The sequence below is a fragment of the Clostridia bacterium genome (assembly GCA_017554615.1).
Lineage (GTDB): Bacteria > Bacillota > Clostridia > UMGS1840 > HGM11507 > SIG450.
On sequence record JAFZHY010000010.1, the window covers coordinates 1 to 16,490 of the forward strand.

Genomic DNA, 16,490 nt, shown 5'->3' on the forward strand with positions numbered 1-16,490 from the left:
AAAATTTCTTGTTTTAAAACTCTTCGACCTTAAACGCAGGAAAATTTTTAAGATTTTTAATGCGAAGGACGAAGTCAGGCTGACGCCTTACGAGGACGACAAATTAAAAAGATTGGAATTTAACAAGTTTAAGGCATATTGTGTTCAAGTACTACTGCATTATGGTAAATAATTACGGGGGTGAAATTATGACAGAAAGAGTTAAAGAACTTATTGCCGAACAGTTAGGATTACAACCTGAAGACATCAGACCTGAATGTTCACTTACTGACGATCTTGGCGCAGATTCACTGGATTTGGTTGAACTTCTTATGGCTTTCTCCGATGAATTCGATATAGAAATTGATGATGACCAGGCAGAAAATATTGTTACAGTCAGTGATATTTTAGATGCATTAAGAGAAAACGAATAATACTACATATAAAAAAACCTGAGTTTTTATCTCAGGTTTTTTTATTGTAGAGAAAAACAACAAGGTTCTTAGAAAAACTCGAACTTTAAGTTCGATAGTTTTTCGTGAGGTTCTTATTGTAGAGAAGCACAACAAGGTTCTTAGAAAATCTTAAGCCTTTGGCTTTTAGATTTTCGTGAGGTCCTTATTACTTATATATAACTTTTGCAAGAAAATGTTTTTTTAAATTACTCTCTCCCTTTATAAGATATTCTTTGTCATTTTTACATAAGAATATTTCAACACTGTCATCAGGCATAATTTCCTGAATATAGTCTATCTGAAGAAGGTCTATCTCCCCTGTAAACCCACCAAGAGCATCTTTTATAAATGTTGTATAATGCTTATTGTTTACATGAGAGTTTGAATCGATATGGTTTTTATTTATAGTTACAGAGTATACTTTTTCCATTATAGAAGTTTCTCTTAATCTTGGTATTTTTTTGCCAAAATTAAGTTCCTTTGAAAACTCCATTTCGGGAAATACCCTCTCCCCTATTTTTAACTTTCGATCATCACGCGATATTGTAAGCCAGTTGGCACTGCCCATAATAAGAGTTTCGCCTAAACTATCTAAAATTAAATATTCTCTTAAAAATCCTATTCCTGACGGTTCTATGGGCCATGTTTTTAAAACTACTCTGTCTTCTGGCTTAGGGTTTTTTATAACCTTATACTTTATCTGCGAGATAACCCAGAAAAGATTTTTTTCGCTCATAGTTTTCTCCCCTACGCCGAGCAGTTCTCCGTGAGTAGCTGCGCCATTTTCAAAAATATCAAGCACTTTAAAGGGCAAAAGATTTCCATAAAGGTCAAAATCTTTTTCTTCTAATAAAAATTCTTTAATGTAATACATTTTATCCTCTTATTTCTGCAATATCTAAAATTAAACGCTCAGTTTTTTCCCAGCCCAGACAAGGGTCGGTAATAGATTTTCCGTAGATACCCTCGCCTATTTTCTGAGCACCGTCTTCTATATAACTTTCAATCATAAACCCTTTTATAAGTTTATTTATCTTCTTACTTTCTTTGCAAAAAGTAAGCACATCTTTTGCTATTCTTATCTGCTCAAGATATTTTTTCCCTGAATTGGAATGGTTGGTATCTATTATTACTGCCGGGTTTTTAAGACCGGATTTTTCATATACTTTGCTTAAATATGACAAGTCGGAAAAAGTATAGTTAGGTACCGGCTCTTTGTTTTTATTAACATATCCTCTAAGAATCGCGTGGGCGTATGGGTTTCCATCAGTATTTACTTCATAGCCCCTGTAAATAAATGTATGTTTATGCTGAGCAAAATTAACAGAATTCATCATAACCGTTAAATCTCCGTTGGTTGGGTTTTTCATACCCACAGGAATATCAAGTCCGCTTGAGGTTAAACGGTGCTGTTGATTTTCTACTGAACGCGCCCCCACTGCAACATAGCATAAAAGGTCGTTTAAATAACTGTCATTCTCAGGATATAACATTTCGTCTGCACAAGAAAAGCCTGTTTGGCTTAATACTCTTAAATGCAGTTGTCTTGTTGCTATTAACCCTTTATACATATCAGGCTTTTCAACAGGATCGGGTTGATGAAGCATACCCATATAACCGTCGGCTGTTGTACGGGGTTTATTTGAATAAAGTCTTGGTATTATAAAAATATTATCCCTTACTTTTTCCTGAACTTTTCTAAGCCTTAAAATATAGTCGATAACACTGTCTTCATTATCGGCAGAGCAAGGGCCTATGATAAGAATAAGTTTATCTGACTTACCCAAAAAGATATTTTTTAATTCTTCCCCTCTTTTTTCAACTGTTTTTTTAAGTTCTTCCGATAAGGGATAAAGTGTTTTAACCTCATCAGGAGAAGGTAGTTTTCTTACAATATTTATACCCACTTAAATAAAACCTCTTTCACTTGTTATTTCGTATATAATAAAAAATGTATTGTTGAGCAAACCCTGAATAACTGCCAAAATTTAACCTGCTGTAATTGGGAATTTCCTTTTCTTTTACATTATAAAGCCCTTCCATAGCCTTTTTTATCCAGGTGTCTACCGGAAATGCCTCAAACTTGTTTAAGGAAAATAAAAGTACACAGTCGGCAACCTTATCCCCCACTCCGCTTATGGTCTTTAAAATTTTTTTGGCTTCAGTATATGGCATATTAAAAAGTTTATCTTCATCAATCTCTTTAGAGTTGACCTTTTTAATTGCGTCTATTATATATTTATCACGATAGCCGATTTTTAAAGGAGCAAGGTCTGAAACTGTAAGGTTTAAGAGCATATCAGGTGTTGGAAAAGTGTAATATTTCTTACCATTTAATTCCTCTTCTTTGCCAAAAAGAGTGCAAAACATTTCCACCGTTTTTTTAATTTTGGGTATACTGTTTTGCTGTGAGATAATAAAAGAAATAAGGCACTCAAAAAAGTCCTGCTTTAAAATTCTTATACCTCTGCCAAAATCAATGGCTTTTTTAATTATCTCATCCTGACTAAGTTCGTTTTTTATTTTAGTATAGTCCCTTTCTAAATCTAAAAAGTCAACCCACTTTTCTAAAAACTCGCTTTTTTTAAGATTAGTGATAACTATATCTTTATCTTCTTTATAAAGTTCCACTGCTCTCCCAAATGCAACGCCTTCAAAATGGTCTTTTTCTATCATATTAAAACGAAAACTCTGGCCGCAGTCAAAGGTGTGGCTTAAGGAAAAATCATTAACATTTTTTATGACTACTCTGTCATCTAAAAAAACATATTCCACCTTACACATCCTCCAGTTTTTTTGACGGTTTTTCAAATTCCCCGTTTAAAAATTGACTCGCCCTAAGAACTGTATCGCCAGGTGCTATGCAAGGTTTACCTGCGTTTTTATAATCAAAACTTTCTATAAAGGTTTTTATATCTGATTCGTATTTTTCAAATTTCTTCATCTGCACAGAATGTAGAATTTCGCCGATTTTTAAAAAATCTTTTTTAGATAATTTTTTCACACACGAATCTATAATCTTTTCATAATGAGGCATACAGAAACCGTCGCAGTTTTTAACTTTTTCTAAAAATTCTTTATCCTTTAGCATATCGACAAAGGTATCGACATATCGTAAAAAATGACGGTTGATTTTACTGCATATTGCACACTCTGAGTTTAGTTCTTTAAGTTCTTTAGCATATTCTTCTCTTTTATCATCACTTTTTTTAAATAAAGGTTTTTTATCCTTCATTTTAAAGTCAAATTTTAAAGTGTCTTTAACTTTTTCAAAATGAGATTCGATAACCAAAGAAAGAGCCAATGCTTTCGGAAGAGCGTTCACTTTATGCATATGACGCTCACAAAAACCTTTTTCATTGGTAACTGCACGGTAATCAGGCTCCATCATTGCAGGGCCTAAAGCATATTTTACTTCTTCTTCCTCAAGCCTTTTAAAAAGAGAGCAAAAAGGACAAAAGCACTCCTTAATAAACACTTCATTAACAGGAATTGTATATATCGTTTCTTTCATTAAAACCACCTTAAATTACGCATAATTACTAAGTATATTATACTTTAGAAGAAAGAAAAAAACAATATTAAATTGAAGTTTTGTAACTTTTGGTATATAATTAGTGCGAGGGGATGAAATGTATGAGTTTTAAAAGAGTATATATAGAAATAACAAATGTGTGCAATCTTAACTGCAGTTTTTGCTCACCAAGCACAAAACCTAAAAGGCATATGTCAATACCTGAAATTGAGCATATTTTAAAAGACTTAAGTTTTAAAGATGCTCATATCTACCCTCACATTAAAGGCGAACCTCTTATGCATCCCAAGTTCAAGGAATTTATAGGGCTTATAGATAAGTATAATTATAATTTAAATATTACGACAAATGGTGTATTTATCAGAAAATACAAAGATTTGCTCTTAAAATATGCAAGACAGGTAAATATATCTGTTCACGCTCTTTTAGACGGGCAGATAAAGGATAAAGAAACCTACATAAAAGATATTATAGATTTCGGGCTTTGTGCAAAACAAAAAGGTACGCCGAACGTAAGTTACAGATTATGGCTTGAAGAAAAAGACAAGGCATTTAGCGACGAAAGTTATGAAATTTTAAAGATTCTTGGCAATGCTTTTAATACGGAAATTACAAGAAACATTGAAAAAGGAAGAAATGCAGTTAAACTTGCAGATAATATTTATATAAGCCTTATGAATAAGTTTACATGGCCGACACTTTCGAAAGATAATGAGAGGAAATTCGGCAACTGCTTAGGCGGAAAAGATATGATAGGAATTTTATCGGACGGAACGGTTGTTCCCTGCTGTCTTGACAGTTTAGGGATAATAAATCTTGGAAATATATTTACAGATAATATTTCAGATATACTAAAGAGCGAAAGATTTATAAATCTCGTTGACGGGTTTTCGGGAAAGACAATATCGGAAAATCTTTGTAAAAAATGTACATTTTACGATACAAGAAAAAAATAACAGTGCAAAAACACTGTTATTTTTTTATGTATTATTTTTTAAGTAAATCTCTGATTTCAGTAAGAAGTTTAATATCTTCAGGAATTTCAGGTTCTTTAACTTCTTCTTTAACTTCTTCTTTTGGCTGTCTTTTTAATTTTGCTATAAATTTAATAAGCAGGAATAAAACGAAAGCAGTAATAAGGAAGTTAAATACCGCCTGAATAAGAAGTCCGTACGCAATAGATGTTTCCCCCACTGTAAATGCTAAAGACGAAAAGTCCTTGCCACCCATAAGAAACCCTATAAACGGCATAAAGATATCTTTTACCAGTGAATTGGTAATAGCGTTAAACGCAGTGCCTATCATTAAACCTATTGCAAGTTCAATCATATTGCCTTTTACTGCAAATTCTTTGAATTCTCTTAAAAACTTTTTCATTTTTTTCTACCCCTTTTTCTTTAGTTTATATTTTATTTAATTCCAAGCCAATATTCAAAATAAAGTTTTAAAATATGTAATAAGTTTCTTTTATTAACTTTAGAGTCAGATACAAGTTCTACCTCGCCCATAACGGTATCCCCTTTTTTAACACGCATTACACCTAATTTATGCCCTTTTTCAAACGGTGCTTTTATGGACTCTGCAATGTCAATTTCGGTAGTAAACTCGCCCTTTACATTCTTTATATCAAAAATAGCGCAATCATTTTTTGCAACAGCGTTAACTGTTTCCTTATTCCCTTTTATAACAGGGATAGTTTTAATAACATCGCCCTTATTTATCATTTCTTTAAATGTAAAATTTTTAAAACCGTAGTCAAATAAAATTTTTGCTTCATCAAATCTTAAATCTGAATTCTGTGCACCTAAAATAACAGTTACAAGCCCCACTTTATCTCTTTCGGCAGTAGCAGAAAGGCAATGAAGCGCACTGTCTGTATACCCTGTTTTAAGACCTGTTGCCCCCTGATAGCCGATAGTAGGTGCAGGAGACATAAGTTTATTGGTGTTTGATAAAAGAAGCTCTCCTCCTCTTAAAGAGTCCATCCAGATAGTTGTATATTTTTTTATGTCAGGATGGTTTTTCATAAGTTCTCTTGACATTAATGCAACATCTCGTGCAGTAGAATACTGATTATCTTCAGGAAGACCATTGGAATTTCTAAACATTGTATTATTCATTCCAAGTTCTTTTGCTCTTACATTCATTCTTTCAACAAAGGCTTCTTCACTGCCTGAAACGTGTTCTGCTATTGCAACTGCTGCGTCATTGCCTGAATTTATCATAAGCCCTTTTAGCATATCATCAACGCTCATTTGTTCTCCCACTTTTAAAAAAAGCTGAGAGCCTCCCATTGATTCAGCATATTCGCTTGTTGTAATCATATCGGTATATTTTATGTTCCCTTTATCTATCTCTTCCATAAGTAAAAGCGCTGTCATAATCTTTGTAACCGATGCAATTTCGCACTTAAAATCTGCATTTTTTTCGTAAAGCACCTTACCTGTAGCCTGGTCCATCATTATTATACTGCCTGACTCAAGATTGGAAATATCTTTGGAAAAAACACTTACCCAGTTAAAAATAAGCGTAAAAATAACAAGTGTGCAAATAATTTTTTTCATATTTTAAATCTCCTAATCTATCTTGCTTTTGGGTGGGCATTTTTATATATCTGCGTAATTCTCGAATTGGTAAAATTATTGTAAATCTGAGTGGTTGAAATGTCCGCATGGCCTAACATCTCCTGAATAGATTTTAAATCTGCTCCGTTCTGAATAAGGTGGGCAGCAAAAGAATGGCGAAGAGTATTAGGCGTAATCTCTTTTTTGATTTTCGCTCTTTTCGCATATTCTTTTATAATCTTCCAGAACCCCTGCCTTGAAATAGGGTTCCCCTCACTGTTTATAAAAATAAATTTACCCTTTTTAAATAATTCCTTATAGGTTTTAAGATAAACCTTCAGGATATCTATTGCCTCATCGTGAAGAGGAATAATTCTTTTAGTTCCCTTTTTATCGCAGGAGATATACCCCATTTTAACATTTATGTTTTCACTCTTTAAGCCTATAAGTTCAGAAACTCTTATCCCTGTTGCATATAACACTTCAAGCATGGCTTTATCTCTTAACCCTTTAAAAGAGTTTATATCCGGCTGGGAAAACAGTTTATCAATCTCTTTGCCTGTAAGTATGCCGGGAATTTTTCTTATATTTTTTTCATACTTTAATTCTTCGGCAGGATTTTTCGATATAACCGATGTATTATGTAAATATAAGTAGAACGCTCTTAAAGAAGCAACATTTCTTGAAATTGTAGATGTTGCCTTACCAATTTTCTTAAGATGCTCTATATACTCTAAAACTGTTTCTTTGCTTACCTTTGTATATTGTATTTTTATAACATCAAGATATTCAAAATATAACCTTAAGTCTCTTTTATAAGACATAAGCGTATTTTCACTTAAACTTTTTTCCTCATACAGATATTTTGCAAATGAGGTAAGAACCTTTTCCATTGTTAACCCTCTTTTATTACTGATTTATAAGTGTAAACCCTTTTTAAATACAAACCGCAAGTTCCTTTATTTTATGACAATTTCGGTCATTTGTCAAGTTATTATGTAAACTATTTTGTAAAAAACATATACTTTTTTAAAATTTATTTTATTGAAAAATACCATTTTAATATATTGCCTGTAAAATATGCTTCAACAAATGAATAGATAATTAAAACTATAATTGAAATTATTAAAATTACAAGGTATAAAAGCATATGATTTTTCAAGTTTAATTTATAGCGTATCTTCCCTCTTACCATTCTTATTAAAAGGTAGGATAAAGATATACTGTATGTTGATACTGCCATCATAAGAGGAATTAAGATTACAGTCTGCGAAAAAATAAGTATGATATCAAGAAGCAGTGAATTTTTAAAATTGGATAGTATAAAGTTTGAAATAAGCCCTAATATAAAACCTTTTTTTAGTATTATAAAAAACACAAGGGGAATTCCTAAAACGGTAAAGCCCATTATCCACAATAGAAAAATATTTTTAAAAGAGGATAAAAACGAGTTTTTAAAAATACTTAAATAGTTGACAGGGTTTTTAATATACACATCTTTTGCATCAAGAAAGAACTCATTAAGATAATTTACATCTTCTGTTTTATATAAATTAAATATGTATGCACCTCCGACTACCCCTAAAGAAAACATAACCACTAATATTATATAGGAAATCATATTTTCCCTTATATGCTCCCTCACCTTATCGGATAGTATCTTTAACATTTTTTTCATCCTTTCATTAAAACTCTAAGATATATTATGTAAAGAAATACCAAAATATGAAAAATAAGGTGTTAAAAAAGTCTGGAACGCAAAAAGTGGGAAATATTATGTATTTATATTTTATAATGTTTATAATAATTTTAATAAGGTAAAGAATTTTAAATAAATTAAAAATTCTTTGAAATTTAAAACTTTTTGCTATGAACAAACTTAGCCACTCGCTGTATCTCATACAGCTTCGGGTTACCCAAAGCAAAGCTTTGGCTAAGTTTGTCCATTCCAAACATTTTTACCTATCTTAATAAAGGGTATAAAAAAGTTAAGGTGTTTAAAAAAGTTTTACTTTTTTTAAACACCTTTTTTTATAATATCTTTTCCATCCATATATGAGGGCAGTTTTCTTCATATTCTACTGACGAATATTCTATAAAGCCTAATTTTTTATAAAAGTCTGTTGCGCTAAGTTGAGAATGAAGTATCAGGCGAAGAGCGCCTTTATTTTTTACATGGTTTAAGGCTTTATTAACCATTAAACTTCCAATGCCTTCCCCTCTTAACTCTTTTTTTACTGCAAGTCTTCCAAGGACATAACTTTTTTTATCCTCTCCTAAAAAGAGCCTTAGGGTAGCAACAGGTTCTCCCTTTCTAAAGGCAACAAAATGAGTGGCAATTTTATCAATATCGTCATACTCACTTACAAACCCCTGCTCTTTTATAAAAACTTCTTCCCTTATCTTTTTAGCATCAGGAGTAATCTTATCATATATGCTTATACTTATTCTGTTATCTGCCTCTTTTTTAGAATAAACACATCCGCAGTAGTTTTGCCTGTATAAGCCGAACTTTTTTGAAAGATCGCAGGACATTTTATATCCGTTATCCTTCTTAAAATCGGATACTAAGTATTTAACACCGTATTTTTCGGATAAGTTAACACCCAATTCATTTAAAAGATTTGCATTTTTATAAGGGCTTACAGACAAGGTGGTGGTAACAAAGTCAAAATTATTTAACCTTGCATATTCAAAGGTTTTTTCAAGCCTTAACTGGTAACACTTTTTACACCTTAGCCCACCCTCTTTTTCAGATTTTAGACCGTCTGCTATTTCTTCAAACTCGAAGTTATCATACTCTTTTAATGCAACCTTTATATCGGATAAATTTAATTTCTCTAAAAGCGCCTTAACCTCATTAAGCCTTAGATCAAACTCTTCTTTAGGGCTTATATTGGGGTTATAGAAAAATAAGGTAATATCAAAAAAATCTTTTATTTTATCTATTACACCGCTAAGACAGGGCGCACAGCATACATGCAGTAAAAGTTTTGGTTTGACACTTAAATTTGAAACTTTTTTAATCTCGTCTTTAAAGACTTTATTAAAATTTATCTGCATATGCCTGAACTGTTAATATATCTTTACAGGTTTTTAATACACTTTCGGTAGAATTTAGCGATTCTTCGCCTTTAATGTCTTTTAAGAATTCTTCTAAACCTGTTGTATTATAACCTTCGCCGTCATAAACTTCAAAACCGTTTCCACCGTCTAAGGCAACCTGTAATAAAGATCCGTCAGAACTGTCAATACCAACTTCTTTTTTGCCGCCCTTTAATTTATATTCAACAACGCCTTTTGTGCCCCAGATAGTAATTCTCCAGTATGTTTCAAGATTAAAACCGCAACTTGCAGGAGCAGCATAGGAAACATCGCCGATAAACCCTGCACCGTTATCAAGTTCTATCATAAACTGACCGCAGTCTTTAAAAGATTTCACTTCTTTTGAAAAATGGTTCCATGTTCTTGCGCATGTAACATTTTTAAGGCCATAGCCTGTTAAGAAACGAATTAAGTCTACACCATGAATTGCTATATCATTGATTGTTCCACCGTGTTTGCCTTCTTCAAAGTACCACATAGGGCGAACACCATACTGAAGAGGGTGTTGCGCTGTCATATTAACTGCACCGATTTCCCCTAATTTTCCGTCTTTTATAAGTTCACGGATAGTTTTCATACCTTTAGAAAATCTCATTGTAAAATAACATCCTACTTTAAGACCTTTTTCTTTTGATAGTTTTTCTATTTCGTAAAGTTCTTCTAACGATGTACAGATTGGTTTATCCCCGTAAACGTGTTTTCCTGCTTTAAGCGCTGCGATTGCTTCCTGACCTCTTTCGCCATAGCATCCGCCAAGGCAAATAGCGTCTACTCTTTCGTCGTTTAAAACATCTTCTAATGTTTCATAATTAAATTCAATGCCAAGCCCGTCTGCAAGTTTTTTACCGTCTTCGGTATCTTCCCATGCACCTAATACATTAATATCAGGGTTTGCCATTGCTTCGTGATAAATTTCTCCGGTATGTCTGTGTTTAAAACCAACAAATACTAAATTCATAGTAGTAACTCCTTTATATTTTTATATTAAAATCTGAAATCTCTTTCTCCCATTACAATTTTTCTGATATTTTCTTCTGCAATTTTTCTTGTTTTTTCGTTAGGGATATTTTTAAGTTCTTTTTCTATCATCTTATTTCCTGCCTTGATGGTATCGGCTGATGCATAATCTAAAAGGTATTCCTGTAAGGTCATTAGAGCATTAGGATGACAGCAGTTTTGAATCTGTCCGTTTTTTGCAAGGCTCATAAACCTGTCCCCTGTTCTTCCCTCTCTGTAACACGCAGTGCAAAAACTTGGGATATATCCTGCCTTTATAAGCCAGTTAACAACCTCGTCAAGAGTTCTGTTATCGCTTATGTCAAACTGGGCAGAATCTTCGTCTTCATGCACATTATCAAGTGAATATCCACCAACACTTGTTTTAGATGCTCCGCTTATCTGGGATACACCAAGTTTTAAAACCTTTTCTCTGATATTTTTGCTCTCTCTTGTGGAAATAATCATTCCTGTATACGGAACGGACACACGGATAAGAGCGCAGATTTTAGCAAAAGTATCATCGTCTATCCCATTGTCAAACTGAGTTGTATCAATGCCTGTTGCTTTTTTTATTCTCGGAACGCTTATTGTGTGAGGGCCTACGCCAAATACTGCTTCTAAATGCTCTGCGTGCATTAAAAGCGCTGCAAGTTCATATCTAAAAAGTTCAAGACCAAATAACACGCCAAGGCCGACATCGTCTATACCACCCTCCATGGCTCTGTCCATCGCTTCGGTATGGTAAGCGTAATTATGCTTAGGGCCTGTCGGATGAAGTTTCTCATAACTTTCTTTATGATATGTTTCCTGAAATAAGATATATGTTCCTATTCCCGCTTCTTTTAGTTTTTTATAATTTTCAACGGTGGTAGCAGCGATATTAACATTTACTCTGCGTATTGCACCGTTTTTATGCTTGATTTTATAAATTGTATCAATAGATTCTAATATATATTCAATAGGGTTATTAACAGGGTCTTCCCCCGCTTCTATGGCAAGTCTTTTATGCCCCATATCCTGAAGCGCTATAACCTCTTTTTCTATTTCTTCCTGAGAAAGTTTTCTTCTTGCTATGCATTTATTGTTATAGTGATACGGACAGTAAACACATCCGTTAACACAATAGTTGGAAAGATACAAAGGGGCAAACATAACTATACGGTTTCCGTATATTTCTTCTTTTATTTTCTTTGCCAGAGCATAAAGCCTTTCATTTACCTCTTTGTCTTCACACGCTAAAAGAACACTCGCTTCCCTGTGATTAAGGCCCTTTTTTTGTTCTGCCTTTTTTAAAATTTCGTCTATTAAATTAAGGTTTGATTTATTGTCATCTGCATACTTTAATGTTTCAATTATTTCTTCATGACTTATAAATTCTTCTGCTTTTTTAGATTTTACATTATACATAAATATTCCTCTTCTTACGCCCTGTGCTAAACTTTAAGTTCCATAACATAATCGTCCATAACAAACCCTGAGCCGATATCGGTTACTTCTTCTTTTGCCACTCTAAAGCCTAAATGGTTATAAACCTTTATAGACTCTTTGTTATTTTTATTAACTGTTAAGTATATTTTATCTAATTTATTTTTCTTTGCATATTCTAAGATAAAGTTAAGTACAGTTCTTGCTATTCCCTTTTTCCTATGCTCTAAAAAAAGATAAAGTTTACTTAAAAACAGCGCTTTTTCTTCTTTTTTTATTGCAAAATATCCGCAAGGCGTATTGGAATCTGACAGTTTATAATATTCATACCCCTCGTATAAAACCTGATGCTTTATATATTTTTCTGACTGAAAATTAAGTGTCATATAGTCTATCTGGTCTTTAGTAAGAATTTTAATATAATGCTCATTCCATATTATACGGGCATACTCTTTAATATCAAGAAAGTCTTTATCACTTTCTGCCTTTATAATTTCAACTGCCAATTATAATTCCTTCTTTACTTTTTCTATTATTCCGTCTTTTGAAAGACCGAATTCTTTAAGAAGTTCTGTTGCAGGTCCGGACTTTCCGAACACATCCAAAACGCCTACTCTTACAACCTTTACAGGATATTCTTCACATACTACCTGAGAAACTGCATCTGAAAGTCCGCCGATTATATTATGCTCTTCGCAGGTTACTAAAAATTTAGTTTCCTTTGCGGCTTTTAAAATCAGTTCCCTGTCAATAGGTTTAATTGTATGTATATTTATAACTCTTGCAGATATACCGTCTTTTTCAAGTTCTTCTGCTGCTTTTAACGCTTCGCTTACCATAAGGCCTGTAGCAATAATAGCAACATCATTTCCCTCTTTTAGGGTAATACCTTTACCAAGTTCAAATTTATATGAAGGGTTATCGTTTATAACATCAACTGCAAGTCTTCCGAATCTTAAATAACAAGGACCATTATGTTTATATGCTGCAATAGTTGCTTCTTTTGCTTCGATAGCGTCAGACGGTGATATTACAACCATTCCTGGAATACTTCTCATTATAGCAAAGTCTTCGTTACATTGATGACTTGCTCCGTCTTCCCCAACGGATATACCCCCATGAGATGCGGCAACTTTAACATTTAATTTTGTATAACCCAAAGAGTTTCTGATTTGCTCAAATGCTCTTCCTGCAGCAAACATAGCAAAACTTGAAGCAAACACTACCTTACCTGTTGAAGCAAGACCTGCCGCAACGCCAATCATATTGCCTTCTGCTATACCACAGTCAAAAAATCTTTCAGGGAATTCTTCTTTGAATTTTATTGTCTTAGTCGCTTCTGCCAAATCAGCATCAAGGACTATTAAATTATCATACATTTTGCCAAGTTCTTTTAAACCGTCTCCATAGCCTTCTCTTGTAGCAATTTTTTTAACTTCGCTCATTATAATTCAACCCCTTCCAACTCAGCCATTGCTAATTTATATTGCTCTTCATTAGGTGCTTTACCATGCCATCCGCAAACATCTTCCATAAATGAAACGCCTTTTCCTTTAATTGTTTTTGCTATGATGGCTGTTGGCTTAGTGTTACATTCACTAAAATTATTTAAAGCCTTTTCAATATCATAAAAATCATGACCGTCTATTTCTACTGTGTTAAAGCCGAACGCTTCAAATTTTTCTTTTAATGGGTACGGAGAGTTAACCTCGCTAAGTCTTCCGTCAATCTGTAAGTCGTTATTGTCAACTATAACGCATAAATTGCTAAGCCCTTTTGCCGATGCAAATAAAAGCGCTTCCCAAACTTGTCCTTCAGAAATTTCTCCGTCTCCCAAAACTGTATATACATTAAATTTATTATCGGAGATTTTAGAAGATAATGCCATACCTGCTGCCGCAGATATTCCCTGACCTAATGACCCTGTTGACATATCAACGCCTGGAACTTTATTCATATCAGGATGCCCCTGAAGATATGAGTTTATCTTTCTTAGAGTTTTTAAATCTTCTTTTGGAATAAAGCCTACCTCTGCCAATACTGCATATAAAGCAGGTGCACAATGCCCCTTTGATAATACAAAACGGTCTCTTTTATCCCATTTAGGCTCGTCCACCTTTATATTCATTTTTTCAAAGTACAGATAAGTTATAATATCTGCACAAGAAAGTGAGCCTCCGGGATGACCGCATTTTGCATTGTATGTGGACTCAATTATTCCTTTTCTTACTTCGTTTGCTGTTTTCTTAAGCGCATTAACATTCATCGTAGAATCCCCCTAATTCACTGTATTAATATCATATGGCGTGGTTTGATATACATAATAGTTAAGCCAGTTTGAGAAGAAAAGACTGGCATTTGCTCTCCATTTAAGCACCGGTTTTTTCAAAGGGTTATCCCCAGGAAAATAGTTTTTCGGAATTTCTATACTAAGCCCCCTGCTAACATCTCTTTCATACTCTAATTTTAAAGTATCTGCATCATATTCAAGATGACCGGTTATAAAAATCTGCCTGCCTCCCTTGTTTGAACAAAGAAGAACACCTGCTTCTTTAGACTCCGCAAGAATTTTTAATTCTTCATGCTTTTTTATATCTTCTTTCTTTATATAAGTGTGTCTTGAATGAGGGGCTAAAAAGACTTCGTCAAACCCTCTTAAAAGTTTATTATATTTTCTGTTTATCTTATGCTCAAATATGCCAAACATTTTTTTATTAAGCGGATACTTATCTATACCGTAATGATAGAAAAGCCCTGCCTGAGCACCCCAGCATATATGAAGTGTGGAATGAACATTGGTTTTTGACCATTCCATAATTTCGCAAAGTTCGTCCCAATAGTCTACCTTACAAAAATCCATCTGCTCAACGGGAGCGCCTGTTATAATCATCCCGTCAAACTTTTCATTCTTAAAATCGTCAAACGTTCCATAGAAATTTATAAGATGCTCCTGAGGAGTGTTCTTCGATTCGTAGGACTTAGTTGTCATAAAAGATACTTCTACCTGCAAAGGACTGTTCCCAAGCAGCCTTAAAAGTTGCGTTTCGGTAACAATCTTTGTGGGCATCAGGTTAAAAAGCAATATTTTAAGCGGTCTGATATCCTGCTTTAAGGCACGTTTACTGGTCATAACGAAAATATTTTCGCCCTCTAAAAGTTTTCTTGCAGGAAGATTATCAGGTATTTTTATAGGCATATAATCCCATCCTTATAATTAGTTAATTATATTATACTATAAAGAGACCCTTTTTTCAATATTAAAAAGAGAAAAGAATTGTATTTCTTTTCTCTTTTTTTTGGCAATTATTTTTTTATATTAAACACACACTCGCATCTAAAAATCGGAAAACCCTGTGAAGAAAAGTTTTCTTCATACTCGGTCATAATATTCCCCTCATATCCTGAATTATGAAGGTCTAAAGATATATTTTGCATCTTTAAAGGAAAGGCTGCAAAGGAATTTAGAGAAAACTCAAAAAGTTTTCTGTTATCTGTTTTAAAGAAAAGTTCTCCGTTTTCTTTAAGCAGTTTTTCGTATAATGACAGATAGTTTGCATGGGTAAGCCTTCTTTTTGCCTGACCGCTCTTTTTCCAAGGGTCGCAGAAATTAACATAGATTCTTGAAACTTCACTTTCATACCCTTTTTCTCTTAACTTTTCAACATCCCCTGCAAAGAATTTAACATTTGTAATGCCGCTTTCCTTAATCTTTTCCATTGCCATAATGATAACATCAAGGCTTTTTTCTATGGCTATATAGTTTATATCAGGGTTAAGTTTTGCAAGGTTTAACATAAATCTTCCCTTGCCACAGCCTATTTCAATATGTATAGGGTTATCATTATAAAAAATATCTTTAAGGCTTTTTATATTGTCAAAACTCTCTATTGCAAGGTCTATGCAATTTTCATACCTTTCGTCTCGGTGTTTTTTTCTTCTCATTCTCATAGGGGGTTACTTCCTTTTTAATCGTTTATAAATTTTTCGCCAACTTTTTCTTTTAATTTGTTTATAAGTTCGCTTGTTTTATGAATTTTTACGCTTTCTTCTTTATTTTGTCTTTTGTAGGTTAAAAACAGGCTTTCTTTTTCCCAGTTTTCTACACATTTAATATCTGCCTTTTTCTTTTTATCCGAAACAAATAAAATATCATCATACTTAACACTAAGCATTATCAAACTTCGATATCCGTTTTTTCTCTCTATTATAAGGGTTTCTTCGCCGAAGAAATAATTAAATTCAGAAAGAGTATATTTTAAAAGAAAATGACAGCATATAAGAGCATACACAAAGGGTAAAAAAGGCGAAACCAAAGGAATGTTAAGCCTTGGGAATACATATGCCGATATAACAACTGATAATACTATAAAAAAAACAGTTTTCTTCTTTTCTTTTTTACTTTTTAAAATTTTTATTTCCATAAATTTG

19 protein-coding genes are annotated in these 16,490 nt (G+C 33.1%); 2 read left to right on the forward strand and 17 right to left on the reverse strand.

Features of this window, described 5'->3' with window-relative positions; genetic code table 11:
• Window positions 1-188: 188 nt before the first annotated feature.
• Entirely contained in the window at window positions 189-413 is a 225-nt protein-coding gene (acpP, locus tag IKZ35_02025; GenBank protein ID MBR4892741.1) for an acyl carrier protein, read from the forward strand.
• A 187-nt stretch (window positions 414-600) separates the two neighbouring features.
• Here acpP and IKZ35_02030 read toward each other — a convergent pair whose 3' ends face one another.
• From IKZ35_02030 to IKZ35_02045, 4 genes are read right to left on the reverse strand one after another with little or no spacing between them, the layout of a single operon-like run.
• Window positions 601-1,308: a hypothetical protein gene (locus IKZ35_02030; protein ID MBR4892742.1), complete on the reverse strand. Its 708-nt coding sequence runs from the start codon at window positions 1,306-1,308 to the stop codon at window positions 601-603.
• A gap of 1 nt (window position 1,309) precedes the next feature.
• Window positions 1,310-2,341, reverse strand: a complete 1,032-nt coding sequence (locus IKZ35_02035; protein MBR4892743.1) for a 3-deoxy-7-phosphoheptulonate synthase — start codon at window positions 2,339-2,341, stop codon at window positions 1,310-1,312.
• 16 nt (window positions 2,342-2,357) lie between these two features.
• Window positions 2,358-3,209 carry a DNA-3-methyladenine glycosylase 2 family protein gene (locus IKZ35_02040; GenBank protein ID MBR4892744.1) on the reverse strand — a complete coding sequence of 284 codons (852 nt, stop codon included), beginning with the start codon at window positions 3,207-3,209 and terminating at the stop codon, window positions 2,358-2,360.
• Window position 3,210: 1 nt separating this feature from the next.
• Entirely contained in the window at window positions 3,211-3,948 is a 738-nt protein-coding gene (locus IKZ35_02045; GenBank protein MBR4892745.1) for a hypothetical protein, read from the reverse strand.
• Between the two features lie 122 nt (window positions 3,949-4,070).
• Here IKZ35_02045 and IKZ35_02050 point away from each other — a divergent pair, with 122 nt between their 5' ends.
• Window positions 4,071-4,925: a radical SAM protein gene (locus IKZ35_02050; protein ID MBR4892746.1), complete on the forward strand. Its 855-nt coding sequence runs from the start codon at window positions 4,071-4,073 to the stop codon at window positions 4,923-4,925.
• A 31-nt stretch (window positions 4,926-4,956) separates the two neighbouring features.
• Here IKZ35_02050 and mscL read toward each other — a convergent pair whose 3' ends face one another.
• The 13 genes from mscL to IKZ35_02115 form a co-directional block, all read right to left on the reverse strand.
• A complete protein-coding gene (gene mscL, locus IKZ35_02055; protein MBR4892747.1) occupies window positions 4,957-5,346 on the reverse strand; it encodes a large conductance mechanosensitive channel protein MscL in 390 nt (129 codons plus the stop codon).
• 32 nt (window positions 5,347-5,378) lie between these two features.
• Complete coding sequence (locus IKZ35_02060) at window positions 5,379-6,533, reverse strand: D-alanyl-D-alanine carboxypeptidase (GenBank protein MBR4892748.1); 1,155 nt, start codon at window positions 6,531-6,533, stop codon at window positions 5,379-5,381.
• Window positions 6,534-6,550: 17 nt separating this feature from the next.
• Complete coding sequence (xerD, locus tag IKZ35_02065) at window positions 6,551-7,426, reverse strand: site-specific tyrosine recombinase XerD (protein ID MBR4892749.1); 876 nt, start codon at window positions 7,424-7,426, stop codon at window positions 6,551-6,553.
• A 143-nt stretch (window positions 7,427-7,569) separates the two neighbouring features.
• Window positions 7,570-8,202: a stage II sporulation protein M gene (gene spoIIM, locus IKZ35_02070; GenBank protein ID MBR4892750.1), complete on the reverse strand. Its 633-nt coding sequence runs from the start codon at window positions 8,200-8,202 to the stop codon at window positions 7,570-7,572.
• A gap of 362 nt (window positions 8,203-8,564) precedes the next feature.
• Entirely contained in the window at window positions 8,565-9,596 is a 1,032-nt protein-coding gene (locus IKZ35_02075) for an epoxyqueuosine reductase QueH (GenBank protein ID MBR4892751.1), read from the reverse strand.
• Window positions 9,580-10,596 carry a Gfo/Idh/MocA family oxidoreductase gene (locus tag IKZ35_02080; protein MBR4892752.1) on the reverse strand — a complete coding sequence of 339 codons (1,017 nt, stop codon included), beginning with the start codon at window positions 10,594-10,596 and terminating at the stop codon, window positions 9,580-9,582. The genes IKZ35_02075 and IKZ35_02080 overlap by 17 nt, the downstream gene beginning before the upstream one ends.
• 26 nt (window positions 10,597-10,622) lie before the next feature.
• A complete protein-coding gene (gene hydG, locus IKZ35_02085) occupies window positions 10,623-12,044 on the reverse strand; it encodes a [FeFe] hydrogenase H-cluster radical SAM maturase HydG (GenBank protein ID MBR4892753.1) in 1,422 nt (473 codons plus the stop codon).
• A gap of 26 nt (window positions 12,045-12,070) precedes the next feature.
• Window positions 12,071-12,568: a GNAT family N-acetyltransferase gene (locus IKZ35_02090; GenBank protein ID MBR4892754.1), complete on the reverse strand. Its 498-nt coding sequence runs from the start codon at window positions 12,566-12,568 to the stop codon at window positions 12,071-12,073.
• A complete protein-coding gene (locus IKZ35_02095) occupies window positions 12,569-13,507 on the reverse strand; it encodes a transketolase family protein (GenBank protein MBR4892755.1) in 939 nt (312 codons plus the stop codon).
• On the reverse strand, window positions 13,507-14,328 hold the full coding sequence (locus IKZ35_02100) for a transketolase (GenBank protein MBR4892756.1): 822 nt from the start codon (window positions 14,326-14,328) through the stop codon (window positions 13,507-13,509). The genes IKZ35_02095 and IKZ35_02100 overlap by 1 nt, the downstream gene beginning before the upstream one ends.
• A gap of 12 nt (window positions 14,329-14,340) precedes the next feature.
• Window positions 14,341-15,258 (reverse strand): homoserine O-succinyltransferase, encoded by a 918-nt coding sequence (gene metA / locus IKZ35_02105; protein ID MBR4892757.1) that lies wholly within the window; start codon window positions 15,256-15,258, stop codon window positions 14,341-14,343.
• Window positions 15,259-15,365: 107 nt separating this feature from the next.
• Window positions 15,366-16,010, reverse strand: coding sequence for a tRNA (guanosine(46)-N7)-methyltransferase TrmB (trmB, locus tag IKZ35_02110; protein ID MBR4892758.1), 645 nt, complete (start codon window positions 16,008-16,010; stop codon window positions 15,366-15,368).
• Between the two features lie 17 nt (window positions 16,011-16,027).
• Window positions 16,028-16,483, reverse strand: coding sequence for a hypothetical protein (locus IKZ35_02115; protein ID MBR4892759.1), 456 nt, complete (start codon window positions 16,481-16,483; stop codon window positions 16,028-16,030).
• Window positions 16,484-16,490 lie beyond the last annotated feature (7 nt).

Coding starts and splice junctions, on each gene's coding strand:
- IKZ35_02060 (MBR4892748.1), bottom strand. CDS start 6,533: ATGAAAAAAATTATTTGCACACTTGTTATTTTTACGCTTATTTTTAAC.
- mscL (MBR4892747.1), bottom strand. CDS start 5,346: ATGAAAAAGTTTTTAAGAGAATTCAAAGAATTTGCAGTAAAAGGCAAT.
- IKZ35_02095 (MBR4892755.1), bottom strand. CDS start 13,507: ATGAGCGAAGTTAAAAAAATTGCTACAAGAGAAGGCTATGGAGACGGT.
- IKZ35_02100 (MBR4892756.1), bottom strand. CDS start 14,328: ATGAATGTTAATGCGCTTAAGAAAACAGCAAACGAAGTAAGAAAAGGA.
- spoIIM (MBR4892750.1), bottom strand. CDS start 8,202: ATGTTAAAGATACTATCCGATAAGGTGAGGGAGCATATAAGGGAAAAT.
- IKZ35_02050 (MBR4892746.1), top strand. CDS start 4,071: ATGAGTTTTAAAAGAGTATATATAGAAATAACAAATGTGTGCAATCTT.
- IKZ35_02045 (MBR4892745.1), bottom strand. CDS start 3,948: ATGAAAGAAACGATATATACAATTCCTGTTAATGAAGTGTTTATTAAG.
- IKZ35_02080 (MBR4892752.1), bottom strand. CDS start 10,596: ATGAATTTAGTATTTGTTGGTTTTAAACACAGACATACCGGAGAAATT.
- IKZ35_02115 (MBR4892759.1), bottom strand. CDS start 16,483: ATGGAAATAAAAATTTTAAAAAGTAAAAAAGAAAAGAAGAAAACTGTT.
- xerD (MBR4892749.1), bottom strand. CDS start 7,426: ATGGAAAAGGTTCTTACCTCATTTGCAAAATATCTGTATGAGGAAAAA.
- IKZ35_02030 (MBR4892742.1), bottom strand. CDS start 1,308: ATGTATTACATTAAAGAATTTTTATTAGAAGAAAAAGATTTTGACCTT.
- metA (MBR4892757.1), bottom strand. CDS start 15,258: ATGCCTATAAAAATACCTGATAATCTTCCTGCAAGAAAACTTTTAGAG.
- hydG (MBR4892753.1), bottom strand. CDS start 12,044: ATGTATAATGTAAAATCTAAAAAAGCAGAAGAATTTATAAGTCATGAA.
- trmB (MBR4892758.1), bottom strand. CDS start 16,010: ATGAGAATGAGAAGAAAAAAACACCGAGACGAAAGGTATGAAAATTGC.
- acpP (MBR4892741.1), top strand. CDS start 189: ATGACAGAAAGAGTTAAAGAACTTATTGCCGAACAGTTAGGATTACAA.
- IKZ35_02075 (MBR4892751.1), bottom strand. CDS start 9,596: ATGCAGATAAATTTTAATAAAGTCTTTAAAGACGAGATTAAAAAAGTT.